The 25,514-nt window shown below is 62.2% G+C and carries 15 protein-coding genes and 1 tRNA gene; 2 read left to right on the forward strand and 14 right to left on the reverse strand.

The genetic code is table 11. From position 1 onward, the window contains the following. From CQ002_RS22690 to bcsQ, 5 genes are read right to left on the reverse strand one after another with little or no spacing between them, the layout of a single operon-like run. Positions 1-3,891: a cellulose biosynthesis protein BcsC gene (locus tag CQ002_RS22690; protein WP_105161495.1), complete on the reverse strand. Its 3,891-nt coding sequence runs from the start codon at positions 3,889-3,891 to the stop codon at positions 1-3. Further along, positions 3,873-5,069, reverse strand: coding sequence for a cellulose synthase complex periplasmic endoglucanase BcsZ (gene bcsZ, locus CQ002_RS22695; RefSeq protein WP_105161494.1), 1,197 nt, complete (start codon positions 5,067-5,069; stop codon positions 3,873-3,875). Before bcsZ ends, CQ002_RS22690 begins: the two co-directional genes overlap by 19 nt. Further along, a complete protein-coding gene (gene bcsB / locus CQ002_RS22700; RefSeq protein WP_105161493.1) occupies positions 5,066-7,327 on the reverse strand; it encodes a cellulose biosynthesis cyclic di-GMP-binding regulatory protein BcsB in 2,262 nt (753 codons plus the stop codon). Before bcsB ends, bcsZ begins: the two co-directional genes overlap by 4 nt. Beyond that, positions 7,324-9,543: a UDP-forming cellulose synthase catalytic subunit gene (bcsA, locus tag CQ002_RS22705; RefSeq protein WP_105161492.1), complete on the reverse strand. Its 2,220-nt coding sequence runs from the start codon at positions 9,541-9,543 to the stop codon at positions 7,324-7,326. Before bcsA ends, bcsB begins: the two co-directional genes overlap by 4 nt. Continuing rightward, positions 9,540-10,616, reverse strand: coding sequence for a cellulose biosynthesis protein BcsQ (gene bcsQ / locus CQ002_RS22710; protein ID WP_234010378.1), 1,077 nt, complete (start codon positions 10,614-10,616; stop codon positions 9,540-9,542). The genes bcsA and bcsQ overlap by 4 nt, the downstream gene beginning before the upstream one ends. Positions 10,617-11,106: 490 nt before the next feature. On the opposite strand from bcsQ, the gene CQ002_RS28200 reads away from it, so the two are divergent. Then, positions 11,107-11,304: a hypothetical protein gene (locus CQ002_RS28200; protein WP_146117473.1), complete on the forward strand. Its 198-nt coding sequence runs from the start codon at positions 11,107-11,109 to the stop codon at positions 11,302-11,304. Between the two features lie 190 nt (positions 11,305-11,494). On the opposite strand, the gene CQ002_RS22715 is transcribed toward CQ002_RS28200, so the two are convergent. After that, positions 11,495-11,896, reverse strand: a complete 402-nt coding sequence (locus CQ002_RS22715; RefSeq protein WP_069021211.1) for a hypothetical protein — start codon at positions 11,894-11,896, stop codon at positions 11,495-11,497. A gap of 163 nt (positions 11,897-12,059) precedes the next feature. Here CQ002_RS22715 and CQ002_RS22720 point away from each other — a divergent pair. Further along, a tRNA-Thr gene (locus CQ002_RS22720) sits at positions 12,060-12,135 on the forward strand. A 168-nt stretch (positions 12,136-12,303) separates the two neighbouring features. On the opposite strand, the gene pelG is transcribed toward CQ002_RS22720, so the two are convergent. The 8 genes from pelG to CQ002_RS22760 form a co-directional block, all read right to left on the reverse strand. Beyond that, on the reverse strand, positions 12,304-13,674 hold the full coding sequence (pelG, locus tag CQ002_RS22725) for an exopolysaccharide Pel transporter PelG (protein WP_034108704.1): 1,371 nt from the start codon (positions 13,672-13,674) through the stop codon (positions 12,304-12,306). After that, on the reverse strand, positions 13,675-15,189 hold the full coding sequence (gene pelF / locus CQ002_RS22730) for a GT4 family glycosyltransferase PelF (RefSeq protein WP_105161491.1): 1,515 nt from the start codon (positions 15,187-15,189) through the stop codon (positions 13,675-13,677). Then, positions 15,179-16,174 (reverse strand): HEAT repeat domain-containing protein, encoded by a 996-nt coding sequence (locus CQ002_RS22735; RefSeq protein WP_034108699.1) that lies wholly within the window; start codon positions 16,172-16,174, stop codon positions 15,179-15,181. Before CQ002_RS22735 ends, pelF begins: the two co-directional genes overlap by 11 nt. Continuing rightward, positions 16,152-17,519 carry a PelD GGDEF domain-containing protein gene (locus CQ002_RS22740; RefSeq protein WP_034108697.1) on the reverse strand — a complete coding sequence of 456 codons (1,368 nt, stop codon included), beginning with the start codon at positions 17,517-17,519 and terminating at the stop codon, positions 16,152-16,154. Before CQ002_RS22740 ends, CQ002_RS22735 begins: the two co-directional genes overlap by 23 nt. Positions 17,520-17,524: 5 nt before the next feature. Continuing rightward, positions 17,525-18,043, reverse strand: a complete 519-nt coding sequence (locus tag CQ002_RS22745) for a hypothetical protein (protein WP_034108695.1) — start codon at positions 18,041-18,043, stop codon at positions 17,525-17,527. 26 nt (positions 18,044-18,069) lie between these two features. Next, positions 18,070-21,654, reverse strand: coding sequence for a tetratricopeptide repeat protein (locus CQ002_RS22750; protein ID WP_105161489.1), 3,585 nt, complete (start codon positions 21,652-21,654; stop codon positions 18,070-18,072). Then, a complete protein-coding gene (locus tag CQ002_RS22755; RefSeq protein WP_105161488.1) occupies positions 21,632-24,445 on the reverse strand; it encodes a bifunctional glycoside hydrolase 114/ polysaccharide deacetylase family protein in 2,814 nt (937 codons plus the stop codon). Before CQ002_RS22755 ends, CQ002_RS22750 begins: the two co-directional genes overlap by 23 nt. 62 nt (positions 24,446-24,507) lie before the next feature. Beyond that, a complete protein-coding gene (locus tag CQ002_RS22760; RefSeq protein ID WP_069021201.1) occupies positions 24,508-25,440 on the reverse strand; it encodes an NAD-dependent epimerase/dehydratase family protein in 933 nt (310 codons plus the stop codon). Positions 25,441-25,514: the final 74 nt, after the last annotated feature.

A 25,514-nucleotide genomic window follows, 5' to 3' on the forward strand; every position in this document is an offset into this window, starting at 1 on the left:
TCAATTCGAATAAGGGGAACGGTAAGGGCTGACCGGCAAGGGCATAGGCCCGCTCAGGTCCTCAAACAGGTAGCGCAGGTAGGCGTTGCCGACGTACTGGCGATAATCCTGGGCGTTGTCGACACCGACTTCGCCACCCAGGTAAAAGCGTGAAGTCAGACGGTATTCGGCGGCCGCGTTGAGGCTGTAGCCGATGCCGGTCTTGCTGCTGCTTTTGTATTTCGGGTTTTCAAACGCTTCCTGCAGATCCTTTTCCGTCGGGAAGTAATCGGCGCCATCTTGCGCGATATGTTGCACACCCACCGAGCTTTTCAACTCGTAGCTGAAGCGGTCGAAACTCTGCGCCCAGCGAATCGGCACAGCGAGGGAGAAGAAACGTTGCGGGCTGAAGTAACCGCCATTGCCATAGGTGTAGTTACCCTGGTTGTCCTTGAACCCCATGGCCATGCCGCTGATGCCCAGTGTGAGGGTGTCGGTTGGCGTATTGCGCAGGTACCAGTAGACGCCGCTGCCCAACTCCATGCGGGTGTTGTCTTCGACGTGATTGCCGAGAAGCTGGTGCAACGACGCGTAGCCATAGGCCCCCATTTCCTGGTTGTCGTAGCTCAGCTCGGCTCGCCCGCCATTGGCGGTGACGCCGCCCCACTTCTTCTCGATGACCTCTCCGTCGGCGGTAGTGATCCGGGCTTTCGAACCGGCAAACGAAGTCACGCTGTCAGTAACCGGACGCCGCGAAACGTTCACGCCATAGCGCAGGTTGCCGCCTTCGGTGAACGGTCGATTCACACTCACGCCACCCACCACGGTGTTGTAGGTGAAGCCCAGCGGGCTCACACCGATGTCAGCCTTGACGCCTTGCGCCGGGTCTTCCACCGCGACCGCCAGGCCCACACCGTTTTCTCGCTTGGCGCCATCCTCACCTGCGCCAGCGCCAAAACGCGCCGCAGAGATGGCCTTGACCGTACCAGAGCTCAAGCTCACCGGTGTCGCACGCAACGCCACGTTGTAGTCACCCACCGGCATGCGCGCTTCGAAAGGCGTCTGCACGTCGGTGATTTTGCTCAAGCCACTTTCACCGTTGTTGCTGCGCACGCTCAAACCTTGCACCAAGTAGGCGCTGCGATCACGCAGCAGACCATCGAGGGCACGGCGCGCCGGGCTCAGGGTCGGGTTGTCCAGCGCGGCGATGCGCGTAGGCGGCACGAACGGGTCGCTCAGCCTGTTGGAAGGGGCAAAGCCGGCAGCGCCCACGGTATTTCCGGGCGCCGATACCGCGGCGGGCATGACGTTGGCCGGCGCATCGATCGGTGGAGGAACCGCGCCACGGTCAACGGCCAGGTCGGTGATCTGACGACGCTGGCCCGGCAGGCCAACGAACGGGTTGTACGCCACGCCTTGCGCATCCGCCAAGGCCGAGCGGGCCTGGGCGCGCTGGGTGTTTTCAATGGCCAGGGCGCGACGCAACAACTCCGCTGCTTCGGCGTTGCGGCCCAGGCCTTGATAGATCTGCCCCGCCGCTGTCAGCGTCTCGGCGCTGGTCGGGTCCAGCCGCAGCGCCTTGTCGGTAGCCGACTCGGCCAGGCTACGGTTACCGCCCTTCAAGGCAATACCCGCCAGGCCCAGTTGCAGGCGAGCGTTGTTGGGGTTTTGCTGCACGAGCGGCTCGTAAAGCGCCATGGCTTTCTTGCCGTCGCCGCCGTCGGCGTACATGCGAGCCAGCACGGCAATGGCCGATGTGTCATGGGGCCGCTGCACCAGTGCCGGCGAGAGCATGTCGTAGGCTGCCACCAGGTCGTTCTTCTCGCGCAACGCATCGGCTTGCTTGACCCGATATTGGAAGATCAGGTCTTCGTAGCGTTGACGCCCGGCATCACTCAGCGGCTGGCCCTGCATGCCGCGCAGGATGTCGCCGGCCTCGGTGTAGTGGTTGGCCTTGAGCAGTACGCCCGCGTAGAGCAGCCTCTGGTCGGCAGTCGGATCAGGCGTGCTGTCCAGCACACCTTGCATGATCTGCAAGCCTTCTTCCGGCGCACCGACGTCCACATAGGCAGACGCCAACACCGCCAGGCGCTCGGGCTTTTTACCCGCCAGCGTCGCGCTGCGCCCCAGCAATGCCAGGGCTTCCGGGCGCTGGCCACGGCGAGCGCTTTCAATCGCGATTTCGGTCTGCTTGTGCAGGGCAATGTCACTCGCCAACTCGTTCATGTCGGCGGTGCGCTGGCCGGCTGGAATGCGCGACAGTGTCGCATCGGCGGCTTTCCACTCGTCCAGTTCCACCGACAGCAAGGTACTGGTGTACAGCGCGTCCGGTTGGTTGGGCTGGCTTTTGAGCAGGCCATCAAGCAGGGCGCGGGCATTGCGAATCTGCCCGTCGCGCAGGTAAACACGCGCCAGCGCGAAACGCGTCCAGGGGTTTTCCGGGTCGGCGTCGAGCGCTTGCTGATACGCGGCTTGCGCGGCCTTCAAGTCGCCACGCTGATCGGCGACCTTGCCCATCTGGGTAGCACGCAGGGCCTTGATTTTCACGTTGGCAGACAGCTTGGTGCGATCCGCCGCAGACACCGAGTCGATCAGCTTCAGGGCTTCTTCCGGACGGCCCGATTGCGACAGCACACCGATCAAGCCATTCAACGCGTCCGCGTCGCCAGGGTTGCGCGCCAGCACCTTGCGGTAGCTGGCTTCGGAGGCGTCGAATTGATTGTCCTGGGCCTGGAAACCAGCGAGGGCCACGGTGGCATCCGCCCGGCTCGGGTTCAGGCGCTCGGCCTGCGCGGCCAGGTCGCGGGCCTGGCTGCTGCGACCGGCAGTCTGCGCGTCACGGGCCTGGCTCAGCAGGCTCCAGTAACGCACGTCATTCAGGGCTTTTTGCCAGGCCGCGCCGCCAGGCAAGCGGGTGGCCTGGCCCAGGTAGTTTTCTGCCTCGCTGAAGCGCTGCTGCTGTTGGCGCAGCACGCCCATGCCGCCGAGCGCATCCACATCGTTGGACTTTTCCGCCAGGCGCGCCGCCAGCAGTGGCTCGGCGGTTTTCAAGTCGCCCTCATCGAGGGCCTTGAATGCCTTGACCAGCTTCGGATCACGTTGCCAGCCACCGTCACCCTTGCCCTGGGCAATGCCCTTGTTCATCAGCGCGCGGATCTCAGTGTCGTCCGGGTGCTTGGCAAGGAATTCCTGGAACAACGGCACCTGGTCACGGTTGGGTGCGCCGAGCCAGACCAGCGCAAAGCGCCAGCCTTCGTCAGCGGCGCCGCCCACTTCGTTGTTGGGCGCCAGGCGCGCCATGGCGCGAATACCTTCGACACGGGTGCCAGGGTTGCGCGCCAGGTGCCGGGCCAGGAACAGCGCGGCAATCGCGTCATCCGGCCGCTCACGCGTCACACGCTGCAAGCCGGCGATGCCTTCGGCAGTCCCCTTGGGGGTGAAGGCCAGGGCGTTGTAATACTCACGGGCGATCAAGCCTTGAGGCGGGCGGTCCTGGAAAATCTGGCGGTACAGGGCGACAGCCTGTTCGCGTTCTTCGACCGGCTCGCCCAGCTCACGGGCCTGCTCCAGCAATTTGGCATTGGCGGGTACGTTGACCAGGATGTCCTGCTCAAGCTGCAACGCCTGGCGTGGCAGCGGCGAAATCGCGCGCAGGCGAGCCAGGTACTGTTGCGCCTCGTCCGGGTGTTGCTGTTGCACCTGGATAAGCCCCAGGCCGTATAACGCGTCCGGTTGTTCCGGGCTCAGGCCCAGCAGCTTCTTCCAGGACTCAGTGGCCCGCTCCGGGTTTTTCTTCGACTGCCAGTAGTAACCCTGCTCGACCAGCAAGGCTTGGGGGTCGGTGGTTGCGGCCAGGCTGGCGCTGGACGCCAGGGTAGCCATGATCGCGAGGGCTAGCGTGTGACGGCGCATGCGCCCTCCCAGAATAATTTCACCGTACCGTCCTGTTCGAAGCGGTACTTTTGATCGGTAAAGCCTTGGCTGAACAGGCTGAGCATGTAGTCGTAATACACCGGCTGCGCGTCGTCGGGCGCCGACGGGGCCATGGCCTTGCCCAGCATTTCATCCAGCGTGTTCTTTTGCAGTTGCATCAGGGCCGTTTCGCCACGCGCCTGGAAGAACACCAGGGCAGAGGCCGAGAAGCCCAGCGGCGAAAAGCCGTTGTTGTTTTCGGCAGCGCCGGTAAGCACGTGGATCTTCTCCGGCGGCAAGCCACTGGGAGACGCCGCCGTCGCACGCGAAAAACCGCCCAACGCCTTGAGCATCGGCGCCGCCAGCGGATCAGCCTTGGCGGTCATGCCGGCCCACAGGTACGTGCGGATGGCATCGTAGCTGCCGAGGTCGTCGGAATACGGGTCGACCACAAACATCCCGGCATTCGCGCTTGTCGCGCGGTAGCCCACCCAATTGGCAGCGATACCGTGGGGGTTGCTCTTGGTGTCGGCGAGCATCTTGGCGTTGCTCTCGGCCACGTCATTCCAGCCGCCGTTGGGACGTTCCTTGTGGAAGCGCCGCAGTTGCGCCAGTACCTGGTAGCTGGGGTTGAAACGCCACAAGCCGTCGGGGTAGCTATAGCCCACCGGCCCCGGCAACAGCATCTTGCCCAGGCCCGGCACGCGTACGATCAAGGTCTTTTCGACATTGGCCAACATCAACTGCGCGTCAGCGCGGTACTGCGGCACATTCCACACACGCGCCGCTTCCAGCAGCGCGTAAGCCACCCACAGGTCAGCGTCGCTGGCAGAGTTGGCGTCGATCACGCCCCACTCGCCACCCTTGGTCTTGCCCCACAGCCAACCGGGCAGGTTACGGCTGATGTCGTTGCCGGCCATGTTGGCCTTGGTCCAGGTCCAGAGCTTGTCGAAGCGCGCGCGGTCGTTGCCCACCAAGGCAAAGAACATCGCATAGGACTGGCCTTCGGAATTGCTCTCGCTGGGGTTCAGGGACGAGTTCAGCACCCGCCCGTCATCCTGCACAAAGCGCGTCGCGTAGTTCTGCCACAGCGGCCACTGCGCGTCGCACGTCTGCGCCTGGGCTGCGCCGGCGAAGAGCGCGGCGCCCAACGCAACCCAACCGGCTCTGCGCATCATGCCAACCGCCGTTTTGCACGTGCCCGAAGGGACAGGTAGATCAGGCAGGTGACAATTGCCAGGCCCAGGAAGGTGAACAGCAGCATCCAGCCCAGGTTCTGTGACAGTTGCCATTGCACCTGTTTGAACAGCCCCAGCTTGCCGACGTAATACTGCTGGTCCGCCACCAGCGAACTGACCTGTGTGCCTTGCACCACCGCGAGGCTGCCCTGGATGGTGTCCTTGAACTGATCACCGCCGATCAATACAGCCGTCGCGGCCTGCAGGCCCTCGGGCTTGGTGCTGGAGATAAGCACCACACTGCGCCCCGCCTTGAGCGGCGACTCGAAGCCGGCAAACCAGGTGCTGGTGCTCAAGCTATTGAAGCTGATCGCAGCGTTGGCGGCGTGCTTGTTGGCCTCGGCGTCGGGGCTGACCCAGTTGCTCACATAACGCGGCAGGTCAGACAGTTTGAAGTGCTGCCGAGGCCCGTCGGCGTTGGCCGGGAGGTACTGCTGCCACTGTTTGAACAGCGGCTGGTCGGCACCGGTGGCGATCACCAGCAGGTCCTTGTCGGCAACGCTTTGCACGTCCTTGGCCTGCACCACCTTGACCGCGGTGGCCGGGTAGCCGGTGGACTCCCCGAAGCGACCGAGGATGGTGAGGTAAGCGCTCAGCTCCTCGGTGCCAAAGGTGTCCGGCAAAACCACGGCCGACTCGGAAAGGTCCGCCAGGCGCGTGAACGGGAAGCCGGCATCGTTGAACACACCCAGGTTGGGCATGGCGATGAAGTGCTGGTAGCCGCTGATGTCCAGGCTCGAATCCGGGTCGATGGTGCCGCGCATGTTATCGACGATGATGTCGCGGCATTCACCTTCCTTGATGTAGTCGTACATGAAGCGCAGTTGCAGCTTGGACATCGGTGACGCCGAGCTGATCGGCAGCAGCACGGTCGCCTCGCGCGGCAGCGTGTTGTCTTTCTGCAGCATGCTCAGCAAGGTCTTGCCGTCTGCCAGGCTGGTGATCGAGGGCAGCGGCATGGACTTCATGAACTGGTCATCCATACCCACCAGCAACGACGAGTTTGTCGACACCTGCTGCGGCGTGTAGCGGTATTTGAGGTGCAGCGGCACGCCTTCTTCACGCCAGTTGAACAGGTCGGGCGGCAGGCGGAAGTCAACGTTGATGGGCCCTGGGTTGTAACCGGCGACGCTGAGTTTGTTCAGCTCGACCAGCTCGCCGAGGCGCACCGGGCGATCACTCGGCACCCAGTTCGGCGCGTCGTAGGGGCGACGCGGCGCCAGGCTTTCGAGCTTGTCGATCACCACGCTGCTGCCAGCCAGTACCGAGTTGCCCAGCACCACAGCGGTGGCGGCACGCTTGAGCTCGGCGCCATCGCGGCCCGACACGACCAGCAGTTTGCCCTGCGGGTCGTTGGGGTTGGCGATGAGGCTCAGGGTCGGCCCGGTGGCCTTTGCCACCTTGACGCCGTTGACGTCGACCGCGCTCGGGCTCAGCACCAGGACAATCGCGTTGCCCTTGGCCGGCAGCGTGCCGTAGGTGGTCGGGAATGTCGCGCCACGGTAGCTGGCCAGCGCGCCGAACCACGACGACAAGGTGGCCGCCGCTTCCAACGTGGCGTTGTCCGGCGCAGTGGCAAACACGAACGGCAGGCTGACCTGGCGCGCATCGCGCTTGTCGAAGAACGGCAGCGGCAATATCGACAGGTCATCCTTCAACGGGATCTGCGAGACCTGCAGTTTCAGCTCGCTGCTGTTGCTGATCTTGGCCCACAGGCTGCTGTGCAACGGGTCTTCGCAGGACATGCTGTAGTGACCGATGAACTGCACCCGCAAGCGGTTGAACTCGGTGATCAGGTGCGGCGGGATCTGCACCAGTGTCTGTTGCGCAGTGCCCGCGCCCTCTTTGGTCAGCGGGATGCTGGCCGCCACTTCATCGTTGACCAGCACATTGATCTGCGACAGGTCCGCGAGCAGCGCCGGTGAGTAGCTGTAGTTGAGCAGCACTTGCGCGCCGGTCACGACCTGGTCGGCGCGGATGTCGAAGTTAACGCTGTCGGACGACTCCACACCTTGCAAGTTCATGGTGTCGCGACGGCCCAATTGCTTGAGGGTCAAGCTGTAGCCGTCACTGGCGACCGGTGCGGCGGGCGGTTTTTCGGCGGCCTGCAGCAGCGGGCTCAAGCCCAGCAGCGAGGCCGTCACCAACGCGAGTGCCGCACGCACGTGTGTGCGCGCAAAAAGGAATGTGGAAGTCATGGCTTGTCCATCAACGTGTCGAGCGGTTGTGAGGGCGTGCGGCGCAAGGCCATTCGCAATTCATGCAGTGTGGCGCGACACAGGGTGAACAGGCCGCCGATGCCAATGCCACCCACTTCACGCAGGGCCGCCAGCGGCGTGTCGGGCTGGCCGGCGCCCCAACTGGCAGCCCAGGTGTCGGCACGGGAAAACGTCAGACGTACCAGCTCGCTTTGCTCGCGCAGCGACAGCGATTCAAATTGCGCCCCGATCTGCGAGCCTTTGCTGAACGCAACACGCGCCTGGAACAGGCTGTCCTGGCCATTTCGCGACAGCACCAATTGCACCCGTTCGCCCTGGCCGATGGAATGGCCATCGTTCAGGATCAGGCCAAAGCCGTTCTGGGAGAAATCCTGGGTCACGCCGCCAAGTACCCGGCCGTCGGCGCAGATCACGCTGACCGGCAGTTTCGCACTCACTCGCGGCTCGGAACGCACTTGGCGTGTCTCGGACGCCACGGCCACGGCGGCGCTGGTGATGATCAGGTTGTAGAGGGTCCAGGTCAGGTTGATCGCCACTGTCACGGCGGTGGACTCATCACCCCAGATCAACTGGTGCACACCGAAACCGATACCGACCAGGTTCACCAGCAACAGCACCAGGTAGGGGCGCGCCAGTTTCCAGTCGAAGAACTGCTTGTCGATGATGCCGCCCTTGTCGGTCACGTTGAAGCCGCCGGCCTTGGGATTGACCAGCGCCACCAGCACCGGCGGCAGGATGTACCAGGCGAGTACGGTCTCGTACACCTCGTTCCAGAACGAGTGACGGAAACGCCCCTGGATCCGCGAGTTGGTCAGGCTGGAGTGCACCAAGTGTGGCAGCACGTAGGCCACGATCATCAACGCCGACGCATGGAAAATTTCGGCGCCGAACACCAGGTAGGCCAACGGCGCGGTGAGGAACACCAGGCGCGGCAGGCCATAGAAGAAGTGCAGCATGGCATTGGCGTAGCAGATGCGCTGGCCCCACTTCAGGCCCTTGCCCAGCAGCGGGTTGTCGGTACGGAAAATCTGCGCCATGCCCCGCGCCCAGCGAATGCGCTGGTTGATATGGCGCGACAGGCTTTCAGTGGCCAGGCCCGCGGCTTGCGGGATGGCCAGGTACGCGGTGTTGTAGCCCAGGCGGTTGAGCTTGAGCGCGGTGTGGGCGTCTTCAGTCACGGTCTCGACCGCTACGCCGCCGATTGCCAGCAACGGCTCACGGCGGATCACCGCACAGGAACCACAGAAGAAGGTAGCGTTCCACAAGTCGTTGCCGTCCTGCACCAGGCCGTAGAACAGCTCGCCCTCGTTGGGCACGGCGCGGAAAGTGTCGAGGTTCTTTTCGAACGGGTCCGGCGAGAAGAAGAAGTGCGGCGTTTGCAGCATCGCCAGCTTCGGGTCCTTCAGGAACCAGCCCAGGCTTACTTGCAAGAAGGAGCGCGTCGGTACGTGGTCGGCATCGAACAGGGCGACGTATTCGCCGTCGGTGACCTTCAATGCTGCGTTGAGGTTACCGGCCTTGGCGTGGACGTTGTTGTCACGGCGAATGTAGTTCACGCCGATCTTGCGGCAGAAGTCGCGGAAGTCATCGCGACGACCGTCGTCCAGCACATGGACGCGCAGCTTGTCCTTGGGCCAGTCCATCGCCTGGGCGGCGAAGATGGTCAGCTTCACGATGCTCAGCGCTTCGTTATAGGTGGGGATAAACACGTCGACCGTCGGCCACTCTTCCGGCTCGGTCTTGAGCCACACCGGGGTGCGGCGTAGCGGCCAGGCGGTTTGCACGTAGCCGAAGATCAGTACGACCAGGGCATAGAACTCGGCCGCGACCAGGCCGTAGCCAAAGAACATGTCGACCCAGGTTTCAAAACCGAGGGTGGAAGTGAGTCGCCAGAACATGTAGCGCAACGACGCGACCAGCGACAACACCACCAGCGCAAGGATCGCCAGGCGCCCGGGAATCTTGCGCAACACCAGCACCGCCACGAAACACACCGCGGCAAACAGGCACTGAGTCACGAGGTCCAGTGGCGCGCAGATAATGGCCAGCAGCAGCAAGCCACCGAGCACGCAACTGCCCACCACCAGCAGGCCGCGCAGTATCGCAGGCCAGCGATTGAAACGCGCGATGGCACCGTTCAGGCGCTGTTCAGCGCGCCCCTCGACGAAGGGCGTGGAGGACGTATTGTCGGTCATGGAAGGTCCGAGTCGAGGCGTTCGAGCAACGCGCGGCACAGGGCGTGGACGTCCTGGCAGCCGATACTGTTGACGGTAGGGTCGAGGGGGTCACGCCCATAGGCCTGGGCTTCGCTGAACGAAGGGTCGCGATGCACCGTGCCGAGCAAGGCAGTGCCCAGGCGGGTCTTGAACACTTCAGCCATGTCCAGGCTGAAACGGTGGGCAGCATCCAGCTGGTTGATCACGTAGAAACGTTGGGGCGGTTTCTCGCGCGCCAGGTACGGCGCGAGCATCGCGTCCATCTGCGCCAGGGCGCCGAACGAAGCCACGTCCGGCTGCACCACGACCAACACAGCGTCGGCAACCGACATCGCCTGGCTCAAATACGGGGTGTTGCCGGCCGGGACGTCGATGATCACCGTGTCCTGGCCGTTCAGCTTGAGCCCGCCCAAGCGCTTGCCCAGCCACTCGGCATCCTGGCCCAGCCAGCGGTTTAAACTCTTTTGCTGCTCATGGTCGGTGCTGCCAAACGCTACCAACCGGCAACCGGCAAAACCGCGCTCGGGCAGGTTGCCCCAGCCTTCATTCAGCAGGCTGGTGGCACCGACACCGGGAATATCAAGGCCAAGGCACAGGTGATGCCGCAGAGCATTTTGCGGGTCCAGGTCCAGGGCGAGCGCCGGGCGGCCCTGACGCTGTAAACCACTGGCAAGCGCAGCGGCAAGGGTACTGCGGCCGACGCCGCCCTTGACCGAGACCACCACCACGATTTTCGGCGCGGTCGGCTCCGAATACACCTCGCCTTCAGGCCCCTCCACCACTTCGGGGGGATGCACGTGGTCGGCTTCACCGTGGTTCAGCTCTTCCAGCAGGCGCAACAGCGGCGCCGACGGGGCTTCGTCTACGACAGCGGCCACCACACGCGGCTGGGGCGCTGGAGCAGCCAGAGGCGAGTCGACAACAACGGCAGCGGTTTCCAGAACCTCGACTTCGTCCTCAATGTACGCGTGGACGACGTTGATCTCCCGGTAGCCGCTGGGGCTAACGCCCAGCTTGTTGAATAGTTTTGAAATGTCATCTGCTCGACTCACGTATTGCCCCTCCCCCACCCTGATTTGCGCTCTAAAGGCGATAAAAAGGCCAGCAATGTGCTGACCTTGAATTTTTCTAGTTATGTGAAGTCGGGCGCATTCTGTGATATCACAATGACAGTGTCAGTATTTTGATTGTTACAGCTCATTCTTATCCGACGAACGGATATTCGCCATTTTTATGACGATTTTCTCGCAGAAAACACATTCACTGTAAGAACATCGACTTGCGCTGTTCTCGCGCCAAGATTACTGACCGATCGGACATAGACGGCACAAAACTGACACATTTATCGACAACCTGGCCGGCGCCTAAAACAGCTCGAAAATTTTACTACACGATTCCGCGATTAAACTGACGCTTTATATCGCGCGACAGAATACGCAAACCCAGACCCGATTCAAGGGGAAACCAGCCCAACGGTCGTACCAACATTGCCGCCGACGCCAAGGCCGGTGGGTCACCGTGTCTCCAGCCCTGGGGCTACCCATGACAAAGCAAAACCCGCGCCGTCCAACACAGGCCGATACCTTCAGAACGCTCGACAAGACCCTTCTGTCGGGCTGGAGAATACCCACCCTGCACTGCAAGACCTTGATCGTCGTCAGCCTGCTGGCTTTTGCGGTGGATGGCGCACGTCTATATGGAGCCCAGGCGGACGGTGCAGCAGGGGTTACCCACCCCTGAGGAGAATCGCGGGGTGAGTGCGCGGATGACGTGTCTGGATTGGAAAGGACAAAAAAGCAGCCGGAGTGCATGCAGCCCCCAGCTTTCTAGGCGAGGGAGCTGGCGCCCGCTGGCGCGTGTGGCACGCCAAACGGGCTACGTAGATGCAACTGAACCTGCGGATGCCCGCCTTTAGAGCATTTCAGCGCGATTAACGAACGCGCCGCTCCGTAAATGCGTAGTCGTCCTGGCAATCCGCCTCCGGACTCGCCGCCACACTCACATAATTCACCGTATCCGGGTCCACCAACTTATAGGTGTACACATCCGGCGTACGCACCCCGTCGGTGCGCAACTCACTCTTCCCATCAGCCGCCAGCCACGAGCCCTGCTCGGTCTGGATGACCTGCGTCTGCTGTGCATCGCGGAAGAAGGTAATAGTGAAGCGACCATCAGGCTTGAGCTGATTGGTCCACGACAGGAATTGGCAGGTGCCGGTTTGCGTGCGCAAGCCTTTCCAGGTACCCACCAAAGCCGGATCGTTGGCAGGCTTGTGGCTGGAGCACGCGCCGAGCGTGGCAGTGAGAAGAATGAGAGCGAGCGTCCGTTTCACGTGGGGCTTCCTTTGGTTTGGATGGGTGCGACTGCACCTGGCAGCAACGGATGAATCCTACCTTCTCCTAGGAGAAAAAGGGACAGAAGCGACTTTCGCAAAAATAGTCAGAATTCAGGGGTTTACAGAACCTTGCCAATCGCTATAATCGTCGCCCTAACACGCCGGTATAGCTCAGTTGGTAGAGCAACTGACTTGTAATCAGTAGGTCCCGGGTTCGACTCCTGGTGCCGGCACCATATCTCGAAGCCCCGCAATGCGGGGCTTTGTGGTTTCTGGGGTTTGCAAAACAGCCCGCACTCAACGTGCGGCCTGCGGGAAAAATGCCCACGACCGTCCCCGCGCCCACAAAAAAAAGGCACTGCCGCTAACGGCGAGTGCCTTTTTTTACGCCCGTGGAAACCCGATCAACGCGCCAACATAAACGTCTCGTACTCCAGGTTTTCCAGTGTCGACGACAAGCGCGCCAGCCCCAGCAATACACACACCAGCAACGACAGCGTGAACCCGTAGCCGAAGAAGCTCGGGCCCAGGTGCATGCTGAGCAGTGTCAGGCCCGCGTTGAGGACGGCGAACAGCACGCACAGTTCCAGGACCACGCGGCGTTTGTCGAGGTAGAAGAACACGTTGAGCAACGCCATGAACACCACCTGGATGCTCACGCCGATCAAGTCGATGTAGAACAGCGGCAGGTAGTAGCTGGAGATGCCGATCCACTCCAGCAGGCGTGGCGCAAAGAGGAACAGCAGCACCACCGTAAGGCCCTGGACTTTGCAGATTTCCAGCAGGCCCTGGCGAATGGACAGGGTCATTTCGGTTTTCAGCGAACCGATGTGCTGCAAGGTCTCGCCATCGCGGATGGCACGGAACAAGCGGTCGTACCACTCGGCAAAATCGGTCTCGATGCGCACCAGGAACACGGCCATGCCAGGGATGATCGCCAGGTAGGCAATGAAGATCGGCATGTCGTACAGGATCGACGCACGCAGCGGGCCGATCACGGCGTTGGAGGTGCCCGGGTTGAACCAGAACAGGATCTTGTCGACCCAGATGCCGAAGTTGTAGAAAAACCCGGTGACCAGCAGGCTGAGGAAGACGTTGCGACGATTGAGGAAATCGAAGGCAATCATTTTCTCGGCGCGATACTCGCGCAGGATGTCGTACAGGTACAGGAACAACAGGCTGCCGTGCCCGATCAACAACGCGAGCAACAGCCCGGGCATCTTCAGGAAGCTCAGCAGGTAGGCGCTCGCGACCATCAGCGAATAGCCCACCACCATCACCAGCAGGATGCGGTTATATTTCTTCATCCCCGAGAGGAAGATGATCACCAACCACAGGTTGCACAGCACCACGAAGTTCGAGAGCACCAGCACGCGGTAGATCAGCGGCTGATCGAACAGCAGCGCCAGTACGATGACACCCAGCACGCCGGCGCCGACCGTGACCATCAACAGGATGCCCAGCAGGTTGGGCAGGATCTGGTCGTAGTTGTGCTCGAACAGCTGGTCGGACACAAAGCGAGTGAAGAACAACTGCAGGCCGCCCGTCAGGATCAACGAGCTGGCCATCAGGTATGTCACCGTGACCAGGAATTGTCCCACCAGCGAGTTAGGCAGCAGCAGGCCCAGGCTGATGATCCCCACCAGCATCACGCTGATGATCGACAGCACCCATGGTCCGGAGCTGATCAAACCCGCATACACATAGGCATGCAGGGTGGCGGTGTATGAGTCGCGCGAGAGGATCTTGCGCAGTTCGAAGCCAATGCCGGCCATTTAACTGTTCTCCATGGCTGCCTGGTACAGGTCGCGGTAGCGCTGCAGCATCAAGGCTTCGGTGTAGTAACGGTTGACCCGCAGCAAGCCGCTGGCTTGTGCAGCCTTCCAACGCTCGGGGCTGCGCAACAGCTCGAGGATGGCGGCGGAGGTCGCCTGTGGGTCGGCGATCGCCACCACCTTGCCCGCGAGGCCAAGGTCACGGTCTTCGGCGCTGCCGCCTTCGATCAATTCGCGGCACGAGCCGACGTCGCTGCTGATCACCGGCGTACCGGCGGCCCAGGCTTCCAGGATCACCAAGGGTTGCGCTTCGCTGATCGACGTCAGCACCATCAGGCCAAGTTTGGGCAGAATGTCCTGGATACGCTGGAAGCCCAGGAAGTGCACTTTGCCCTCGAGCCCCAGGCTCGCCATCAAGCTGCGGCACTCGCTGACGTATTCCGGATCTTCCTCTTCAGGGCCGACAATCCAGCCTTCGGCGTTCGGCATGGCGCTGATCACGCCACGCATGGCGCGCAGGAAGGTTTTCACGTCCTTGATCGGCACCACGCGCCCGATCAACCCCACCACCGGTGCAATGCCCGGCTCGCGGGTTTCCATGGCGCTGGCCCACTGCGACAGGTCGATGCCATTGGCAATCAACTGGGTGCGGCGCGGATCGGCACCGTCCTTGATCTGGCGCTGACGGTTGCCGTCATACAAGGCGATGATGTTGTCGGCGCTGTTGTAGGCCAACTGGCCGATCCGCTCGAAGTAGCGCACCCACAGGGTACGGATATAGCCCGAACCACCGTCGAGGCTGCGGTTGAGCGCCTGACCGGAGCTTTCGGCGATCCACGTGGCCTGGGCCAGATCGATCTTGCGCTCCTTGGTATAGATGCCGTGCTCACTCAACAGGTAGGTACACTTCCAGCGGTGCTTGAGGATGCAACCCAGCAGTCCGGCGTAACCGGTCGAAATCGAGTGCAGCACCCGTGCTGGCGGCATCTTGCGCGAGGCTTCAGCGAGCATCAGCAGCGGTGACTGCAACGAACGCAGGGTCCAGAAATAGTTGACGAACGACGGGTCGGCGCAATGCTGGCGATAGCCTTCGCTGAGAGTCTCCCAGCTGGCGCGGCTGCGCAGTACGTCATCGAGGGTCATGTGCCCATCGGCAATGCAACTGAGCAAGCGCTCGCCCAGCTCGCGTTCCGGCTGGTCAGGGTGGTGCAAAAACCGGTACAGGTCGGCGAGCTGCTGCGGATCGGCTTCACGCGGCGTACCCCGGGTGTTGGTAGGGTGCGTCGCATCCTCCAAGAACACCTCTTCGATGTGCACCACATTGGCCGGTATCTCATAGCGTCGCGAGGCGTAGGCCGAACGCTGGCCGCCAATGAACATCACCGAGAAGGTCAGCTCCGGCAGGCCCAGGATCATCTGGTGAATCCAGCTCGACACGCCGCCACGCACGTACGGCCAGGTTCCTTCCAGCAACAGGCAGATATCGGCAGTCGGTGGCGTTTGCTTATGATTCATTCCAGCTCCTCACCAGCTCAGCGAAAGGTGGCCGCTGGCGGGTTTCTTCGGGAAGGCTGGCGAGCAACCCGGGGATTTCATGATAACGACCGGACTCGAACGCCAGTTCAGCATGAAACGGCAGCAGTTGGGCCGCGCCCAGGCCGTTCTTCTCAGCCTCGTGCAACAGCGTTTCGGCGCGTTCGTTCTCGCCGCGCTCCAATGCAATACGGCCGGCCAGCAGCAACAGTTCGCCACCCTCGCCCGCCGCCAGGCCCTGCTCGGCGTGTTCGCTTGCCTGGCTCAGCACGTGCTCGAGCACGCTGCCCTGGGCCAAGCCGAGGTAGGCCAGCTCCCAGTACCAGCGCGCCAACATGCCATGTACCGGGCCAGCGGTTCGCGAGCTGACACCGGCCAACTGCTCAAGGGCCATCTGGATGTGCAGGTTGATGTCGCTTTCTTGCTTGTCGAGCATCGAATACGCCAGCAGGCGCACGTCATCGCTGGGGTCGCCCAGGGCTAACTTGAGGATTGGCACAGCGTCCTTGCCGGGCATGCGGCGGGTCGCCAACAAGGCGGCCAGGCGCTGGTCCGGGTCCGGCGCGTGGCGCAGTACGTCCTGCAAGCCACCATCCGCAAAAATCGGTGAGCGTGTCTGGGCTTGCGCACGAAAGGGCAAACCCGGGATACCCACGGCTTGCCAGGCCTGACGGTCACGCTTGCGTGGCAGGTAAAGCGCAGGAAAGATCGAGGCAACCACGCCCAGGGCGCCGATGACCGGCACGAAGAACGCCAGGCTGAAGATAAACAGCGGGCTCCAAGGCAATGGTGCGCGGTAGCGCGCCGGCAGCAACATCCATACGGCGCCGCACAGCATCAGGCAGGCAAGGCCGTGGCTGAACATGAAGACCAGCAGTTGAGGCAACTGCGGCGCATCCAGCCACAAACTGGCCCAACTGCCCGCCTCTAGCACCAAGGCCCCGCTAAACAGCCACTTGCTGATCATTCAGGCCACACTCGTTGTAGAGGAAGTTACGCAGCCCGTTGCGGTCACAGCCAGGCTCCAGGTTGAAAGGCATGACCCGCACACCCAAGCTGTCAAAATCGGTGTCGACACCAAAGTGCTCGTGCAACAGCATGCCAATGCGCGCCAGGTAGCCTTCGGTACCGTCCGGGCTTGTCAGCGGCAAAAGCACCAGCAACAGGTGATGCTCGCGGTTGTTCCGCACCGACAGGTGCAAGTCCAGGCCACGCTGGCTGCGCTCCATCAGACGCGAGAGTTCGTCGTTGGCGCGCGTCATCTCGAACGCGAACAGACCGGCCGGCAGGGTGTGCTGCTCGACATCCACCAGCGAGCGCTTGAGCTGCAGGGTGAATTGCTGGGAATCGGCGTCGGGCAATTGCAGTACGTGCGGGTCGCGACGCAACAGGTCGGCGATGTGGCCGGCCAGCAGTGACAAGAGGCTCAGCGTACGATCCTGGAACGCGAAGAACGGCATCTGCCGGACCGCCAGGATCGCCAGCAACCGACCTTCTGCATCGATCAACGGGATACACGCCTGCAGCGATGAGAACTGCGCGGAGTTACCCGAGTCGATCAGTTCCTGACGCACGCTGACCAGTTCGCCGCGCTCCAGGCACAGCTTGATCAAACCGTCGTCGGTGCCCAGGGGGCCCATCACGCCGATCATCGCCAGGGCTTGCGGCAGAACGTTTTTCTCGGCCTCGTCGACGCGGTACAGCCCTGCTACGCGCAATGCCCCGTACTGTCCCAGCATCGCCACAATCGGCTCTGCCAGTTCGCTCAACGCATCGCCTTCGACTGGCATGCCACGCAGTTTCTCGCGCAGGCCCAGCAGCGAGCTGCGCAGGCTCTGGTCACTGCCGGCCGCGCGTTGCTCGAGCAGGTCGTGGGACACCCGCAGGATCTGGTGGGCACGCGTAAATTCGTCGAGACGGTACTGACGGTATTCGTTAGCCATCTGCAGACGCTCCAGGCGGCGCACCCACAGATCGCGCACCTCACCCACCAGCATCCCGCAGACCAGCACACCCACGATGAACGATGGCTCAAGCTGGGTATAACCTTCATGGCCGGTGTAACGCAGCGCAAACAGCGCCGCCACCAGCAGCGCGGCACTGAACAGCCCGCGCACAAAACCGTAACGCACACCCAACAGCAGCGGCGCCAGAATCGGCCAGGGGAAACCGCCGTGCATCTGCAGCGGGTCTTCGGGAGTCAGCCAGAAGCCAAGGCCAATCGCCAAGCCCGTCACCAGCAGCGTTTCCAGCCAAGACACCGGCCCGCTGGCGCGAGGCGCCAGGCTGTAATCCATGTGTGGAGAATTCATTGCGTTCACTCGAACCGAAGGGCGCCAACAAGTTTGTCGATTACCGTCTGAGCATTGCCCGCCAGGCTTTCACGGGACCAGCCGGCGCGCGCGCCGCTTTTGCTCCAGAGCACACGACCGCTGCTGGCTTCCAGCACACGCAGGCTGATGCCGACCGCTGGCTCGCCGTCCAGGCCGTTCTTGTACTGCCACTCTTCCACGCTGCCGGACACGACGTAATCAAGCTTTTGCTCACGCGCCCATTCCAGCGCACCGGTGAGGCGCTCGTTGTCATCCATCAACGCCTGTTCGCCCTGGGTGCTGGTTGGGTAGACCCGCGGTTGCAGACCGTGGCTGCTGAGCACGCTGAGCAGGATCTGCTCGCTGCGCTCACCGGCCTGCGGGGTCTGGGAGTAGTTGATCATCGGCACGATGCCCCACTGCGCATTGCGCGGCAGGTTCGGGCTGTTTTCACTGGTGAAGCTGGAGCAGCCGGCGACGAACAGCACTGTCAGGGCCAGGCTCAGGTTACGAATTGCTTGCATAGGTTTTTCTCCCGTAGATTCTGTAATCAGCGCCCGAAACGCACGCCGTAGCTCATGCCCAGTGTGCCGCCGGACTTGCCATCCCCGCCTTGTGGCGCGGATTGGTAGCCGAAGGTAAGGGCCAGTTCGTCGTCACCCAGGACTTCGAAGCCGACGCCGGTGTTGATGCCGTAGTTGAAGGTTTGATCGGTCCACTGCCAACCCGCCGTCATGTCCACCAGCCAGGTGTATTGCGGCTTGCTGCGCACCAGCGCGCCCGGTATGCCACGCCGCCAGGAGCTGCCGACGTAGAGTTGGCCGTAGCGGCTTTGCAGCAGGTCACTGGCAGGGACCGACTGCGGGTCATCCGGATCGCTAACCACCCGAATAGGCCCCTTGGGATCAATGGCATTGGACAGGTAGTCCAGGTTGCGATCCTTCACGCTGTTTTTCTGATAATCCACACCGCTGCGCACCGTCCAGTTAGGCCCGGCGAATTCCAGCGTGTGGTTAAGCTCCAGCTTCACCGCATGGCCGCTGCCCAGTGAGTCGCCGGCGCGGGTCGAGAACGAACGTTGCGCCACTTCCCAGCTCAACTGGTCCCGTGCGGTCAGGCCATGACGCCCGCCGACCCAAGCCCGGTCCTGCTGGCCGAAAGCGCGCATCAGGCCGCTGTCGTCGCTCTTGCGATGCCAGTCCAGGCCGGTCTCGAGTTGATGGCTGGAACCCAGCTGCCACATGCGCGACAGACCCAAGCCGTTGCGATCATCGTCCTGGCGTTGGCTGGTATCGGCGAACAGCTTCCAGCTGCCGTTTTCCACCGAACGGATCAGGGTCAGGGCCGCGTTGCTCTCTTCGCCGATTCGCGATGAAATCACGTCGTCGCCTTTGTACTTGCCATGTTCCATCTCGACGTCGGCGTACCATTTGTCACCCAGGTTATGGGCGATTTCCAGGCGCGGCGCGTCAAACGAAAGGCCACCGAAGTCTTGCTTCTGATAAGACAGCAGGGCGCCTTGCGGCGTGGATTCGTGGATCTCTACCGCCTGGCGCCGCAGTTGCTCATTCACCGAGTCGGGCTGGTCATCACCCAACGCGGAGAGGCTGGTTTCCAAGGCTTCATTGTTACGGTTCAAACGGCTGAGGGCCTGGGAACGTTGCGCCGGGTTCAGGTCGCTGCTGGCCAGCAGGGTTTCGACCTGGGCTTTGTTGCGGCTGCGCAGGGCTTCCTGGATTTGCTCATAACGGTCGACCTTGAGGCCCTGGGAGCGCGCCCAGGCCAGCCAATCGTCTTTCTGCGCCTGTTGATTGGTCGCATCCAGACGGGCCAGCAGGCGTTCGAACCACAGCTGCTTCATCGACGGCGAACCGTCTTTCCACTTCAGGAGCTCCTGCTGCGCCTTGCGTGGCGAGTAGCTGCTGGACATCAAGCGCAGCCAGATCGCGTAGCGCTGGGACGACGGTTGCAGGTTGTCTGCCTCGGGGTTGCGCAGTAATTTCAAGCGCAGACGCTGAGCGGCATCCTGGTAGCCGGAGGTCTCCAGTGCGTCGGCATACGCCGCCTGCACCAGCCAGTCGTTCGGGGAGAGCTTGAGGTACATGCGGTACCAGGCCAACGCCTCGGCATCGCGCCCCAAGAGCTGGCTGGCACTGGCGAACGGCAACCACAGCAGGCGGTCTTCGCGCGCATAGGCACGCCACTTGGTCATCAATGGCTTGAGCTTGGCCGTGTCCGCCTGGTCGACGTAGAGCCAGGTCAAGCGTTCGCGGAACAGGTTGTCGTCGGGGTAACGCGATAGGCCCAGCAGGTACAAACGCTCGGCTTCAGCGGGGTCACCCTGCTCTATCGCCAGCGCGCCACGCACCGCCAGGACCTGGGCTTGCTCGTAGGCGTCGGGGTACTTCTTGGCGTCTTCCAGCAAGGCGGTGACCTGGTCCCATTCCTCCAACTCCTGAGCCAGCTGCAGCGCCTCGACCAGTCGCTGCGGGTCCTGGGCACGGTGCCAACTGGCAACCATCAACGCCAGGGCGCGTTGTGGGTCGCGGGTGCGGTACAGCGTGATCAACTGGCTCTCGTCACCACTGACCAACTTGCCATTGATGGACAGCAGTTTTTCCAGTGAGACGCGCAAGTCTTCGTCGCGCTCCAAGTCCCAGGCCAGGGCAGCACGGGTACGCCAATACTCCGGGTCATCGATGGAGGCGTCATCGGACTTCACCACGTCCCATGCAGCCTGCTCATTGAACAGCTTCATCTCAGTGCTGGCCCAATCAACCAATTCAGCCGTGGTCAACCTGTAGCGTTTTGCATAATCCTTGTAGAGCTTGCCCTTGGCGGCGAACTGCCCGGTGTTTTCCAGGTTTTGCAGCAGGCGCGTCCAGGCCAGGCGATGTGACGGGTATTTGCGCAGGTAACTGCGCAACCAGGCCTCGGCTTCGGCGGGCGTACCGCGCGATTCGTGGCCGTAGATCAGCGCGTCCAACTCGATGTCCGTCAGCGCTCGTTGCTGCATGATCTCAGCGAGCAACGGGATAGAGCGGTCAAAGTCGAACTGCTGGCTGGCGAGGCGCCAAGCATGCTCGCGGACTTGGGCGTCTTCCTTGATCTTGAGCACGCGGATCCAGTAACCCAGCGCCGCCTCGTTATCACCGCGCCATTCACCGAGCTTGGCCATCTGCTCGAGCAACTCGATATCATCCGGATAGTCGACCGTCAGTTGTTGACCGGTGTCCCACGCACCCGCCAGGTCATTGATGGCCAGGCGAACGTGGAACTGCTTCAACGCAATACTCGGGTTGTCGGGCTCCAAGGCATGCCACTGCTCAAGCACACGCTGTGCGAGCTCGAACTGCTTGGTTGCCACGGCGACATCGACGCCCTGCTTCAGCCACGCCACGTCGGTCTGCGGGTTCGTGAGCGTCGGCAACTGGTCGGCGAGCACCTGTGCGGCCTGTTCGTCACGGCCGGCCGAGAGCAAACTGTTGAACGCCAACTGCGCGTACTCACGTTGCTCGCCAGGGTCCTGCGCATCACGCTTGAGCTGCAAATAGATAGCCGCCGCACGTGCCGGTTGTTCACCCGCCAGGTACCACTGCGCGGCCGACTTGAGCGCGTCGCTCTTTTGCGCAGGATCACGCCCGGCGATCTCTTCGAATACACTCGCGGCAAATGCCGGGGCCTGCAATGTCAGCGCCAGCTTCGCCAGGTTCTGCAGCTGCGCCACCGGCAATTTACGGTGATCGAAGCTTTCCAGGCGCTCAACCAATGCCTGCTGCGCGATCAGGTCGTTGCCGCTGGCGGCAACCAGCGCATCCAGCTCCAGCCGGTAGTAGGCCTGGGTTTCCAGCTGCGGCGTGGGCCAGGCTTCAATGTGCTCGCGCGCCTTGGCGTAGTCACCGAGGCGAATCAGCAGATCGACCAACTGCAAGCGCAGGTGGTCGTCGTCCGGGTGCGCTGTCAGCAACAGCTCGGCGTAGTTGGCCGACACCGCATCGGGCTCGCGCCCGTCGGGCTGGAACACGGATTCGCGCTGAAAGGTCGCCCATAGCAAACCGCCTACGGCAACCGCGACCACCGCCAGCGCCCAGGGATTGAGCAGGCGGCTATTCTTAGTTGCAGAGGAGCTGGGCATTACTCACCTGCTTCATAGGTAATTGAAAAGTCCAAAGGCCGGCCGAAGCCTTGCCCGCGAAGCGCTGCCCATCCACTTCCACGCGACAGGCTGTTGCCGAGCGTACGGAGAAGGACAGGTCAAACTGACCGGCGAAGGAAAAACTCACACGCCGATCATCCAGGTAGCGCCAATCCAGCAACGGCAGGTTGGCTTCCTCCAGGGCAGGCCTGGGGTCTCTGTCCGCGCGCAGCACAAGCAACGCCTTGTCGCTGCTCAGTGCTACGTAGCGGCCTTGCGGCAAGTCGCGCACGCCAGCAACGCCTTGTGATTGCAGCAAGTCAGGCCAGCCCATTTGTGCATCGAGTCGCACGGTGCGCAGCGCATCCATCCCGCGGATCTGCCAGGCCCCGTCGGCGGTACGCGCCAGACTCGCCTGGTACAGGCCGTGCAGTCGGTCGACGTAGTCAGTCATCCACAACGACATCGGCTGTTGCTCGCGCATGTAGCCGTAGATCTCGTGCATGGCCTTGATCGAGGCCTGCTTGGTGCTGGAGTAGAAGTGGTAATAGAGGTGCAGGCCACGCAGGCGGCGTGGGCTGTCGGTCAGCTCAAAGGTCTCGATCAACTCGCGAAAGCCGTAATACGGGCCTTTCCACAGGTTGGTGTACAGGTTTTCGTTGATGATGGGCGCGTAGTACTGCAACCCGCCTGGGGTCGGCCGCAGCAACGGGTTCAAGCCCGTCAACGACGGGTTGGCCTTGGTCATGATGGTTTCGGCGCCATTGACGTTCTTCAGGCCGGCGTCGTAGGCCAGCTTGATGGTGTCGGACGATGGCAGCGCGTCGCCTGGCCAGAACACCATCTTGACTGGCTTCTGCGGGGTGGTCAGGTTCTGGTTGATGTAATCGCGCGAGCCAAAGATCTCGCGACGAAAATCAATTTTGTCGTAGCCGGCGATCTTCATGTTCAAGCCGTATTCCGGGTTGAAATTCTCGCGCTTCTTGGCTTTGTCAGGCTGCATGAAAAAAGGGTGGCTGTAGGTGTGCGTGGCCACTTCGACTTTAGGGTTGTCGAAGATTTCACGGGCAATCGGCTCAAGCTCACGCGCCAGGAACGGGAATGCGCCACGCGGCGAGATCTCGCCTTCAATGATCGACACCGAGGTCAGGAACGGGTTGGGCTTGATGTAGTCGTCCAGGGTGTGGCGACCGGCATACGGCGTACCGCGCACTTCGGCCCGGGACGGGAAACCGTCACCATCGATATGCACGGTCGCGATGCGCCGGCCGTTTTCGGTGGTGGTGTCTGGGCGCGGCTGTGCCGGCAGTTTCAGGCTGGCTTGGAGAAACGCGAAAGGATCGAGAATCCAGCGGCTGCGCTCGTTGTTGATTTCCAGCAGGTAAGGCGCCAGCGCAAGGCCGCCCCATTTGCCGACTACCACCGGGTTGAACACGGCACCACCGGCACCGCTCAAGGACAAGGCCGGTGTCGGGCCGTTGGGCAGGACCGACACCGCCGCCAGATCACGGGAGCGAGGCACCACTGGCGCCTCGAACGCACCCAGCAAGGCCTTGTCCTGGTGAGTGATGGTCAACACTTGGGTGGCGGGCGGCACATCGCGCTTGAGGCCCAGGCGCTTGAGCAACAGCTTGTCTTCAACCGGCAGGCCACTGAAAAACACCACCGGCACCTGTTCGTCCAGGCGCGCATTGAGAAAGCGATTGAACGCCGGTGCGTCCTGGGGCGGGCCACTGGTCATCCAGGTCACGACACCCGCGTACAACCCACTGAAACCGTAAAGCGGCAGGTCACTGTTGGCCGGCAAATAATCGACACGGTAGCCGAGGTACTCCAGCAACCCACCCAGGTTGCTATGGCCGGCGGCATCTTCCAGCGCACCTTCGCGCGGGTCGTAGATCATCGCGATTCGGCGCGGCTGGACTTCGATGCTGCTGATGCCCAGGGTGTTGAGGTCAGGGGTGCTGATGTACGGGATAAAACCTTCGTCGCGCAGTCGCTTGGCGAGCTTGCGTGCTTCCTCACGACGCTCGGGGGGCAAGTAGTCAATCGCCACCAGCGGGATACCCTTGGCACGCAGCGGCTGCAGGTGCGTTTCAAGCCACTGGCGGTCGGACTCCGACACCGGGCGATAACGCTTGGCGGAGGCATCCCAACCGGCATGGATCGATTCGACCGCCACGGCGGCGGCGACGCCGTCCAGGTCCGGCAATACTTCGAAGCCGCGGTTGAAAAACAGCTTCAGCGTGGGCTGACGCTTATGCAACTCACGCAGCAGACTGGCCAAGCCTACACGCTGGGCTTCGCGCTGGGCTTGGGGCACCAGCTGGAAACTGTCGAGGGTGTCGAGGAACAGACCCGTATAGCCTTGCGCTTCCAAGGCCTTGGCGCGACCGAACAAATGCTCACGCCAAGCCGTCGAAGTGAGGTCCATGACCTGACTGTTCCAGGCGTCGTTGCGTACAGGCGAAACAGCTTTGCCCAAGCCCGCTTTCTCGATCTCAGCCTTGTTGCCATCGAACTCGCCAATGGACAGGTACGCAAACGGCTGGCTGCCCAGCGCCCGCAAGGTTTTCACATCGCCCGGCGTCATGTGGCCCGGCTCGACCACGGCCCAGTCGAACTGCGCCAGCTCGGGCAGTGGTGGTTGCTCGGCGTACCAGAAGGCCACGCTGGACGGTTGGGGTAAAGCAGCTGCGTGGACAACCGGCACACCCACGAACAATGCAAGAGCAGCCAACAGCCGCTCGGCGATCGCGCGAACACGCGTCCTGCGGAAAACGATTTCCATAATTCACTCTAGAAGATGACTGAGCCAATACTGCGTTAACGTCGGGCGAATGGACCGGCGAACTACAAACTGCGTAAAAGCTGCGCTAAACCCTGGCCGATCGAGGTCGGTTCCGGGAGTGCAAAGCGCTCCAGCAGTCGGGTGTTGTTGGCGCGCGAATGGCGTATATCGCCTTGGCGTGGCGCCTGGTACGTCACATTCAACGGAGCACCTGTGGCATGGCCCAGCTCAGCAATCAGGTCGTTGAGACTGGTCGAACGGCTAAGCCCTACGTTGATCGCCTCAGGCGCCGGCTCGCGAGTCTCGACGGCCTGTACAAGGATGCTCACCAGGTCTTGCACGTAGACGAAGTCGCGCGTTTGCTCGCCATCACCAAACACGGTGATCGGCTTACGCGCCAGTGCGCGCTCGGTGAAGATGCTGATCACACCGGAGTAAGGCGAAGAAGGGTCCTGGCGTGGGCCGAAGATATTGAAGAAGCGGAAAATCACCGGCTCCAGGCCATGCTCGCGACGGTAGAAGTCCAGGTAGTATTCACTGGCCAATTTGTCGCTGGCATAAGGCGTCAGTGGAGACTTGGGGGTGTCTTCCACGATGGCAGTGCCTTCACCGTTGTTGCCATAGGTCGCCGCGCTGGACGCAAACACCACGCGTGTCACACCGGCCTTCAACATGCTTTGGCACACATTGAGTGTGCCGACGAAATTGGCCTGGTGGGTGGCCACAGGATCATCAACCGAAGCCTGCACCGAAGCCACTGCAGCCAGGTGCACGACCGCGCTGCAACCTGCCATGGCCAGCTCAACGGCGGCGCTGTCCGCGACATCGCCGACCACCAGTTCCAGGTCAGGATTACCGACAGGCAGATTCGTCGTTTTGCCCGTCGACAAGTCGTCCAGTACGCGAATCTTGTAGCCTTTACCCAGCAGAGCATCCACCAGATGTGAGCCAATAAACCCTGCACCACCGGTAACCAGAATTCGTCCTACAGCCATGAAGTTCACTTCCTTAAGACTCGCGAGCAGGCGCGAAGAAACGAGCCTGCTAATACGGTGACAGTGTTTAAGGG

Source organism: Pseudomonas sp. MYb13, assembly GCF_002980075.1.
GTDB lineage: Bacteria > Pseudomonadota > Gammaproteobacteria > Pseudomonadales > Pseudomonadaceae > Aquipseudomonas > Aquipseudomonas lurida.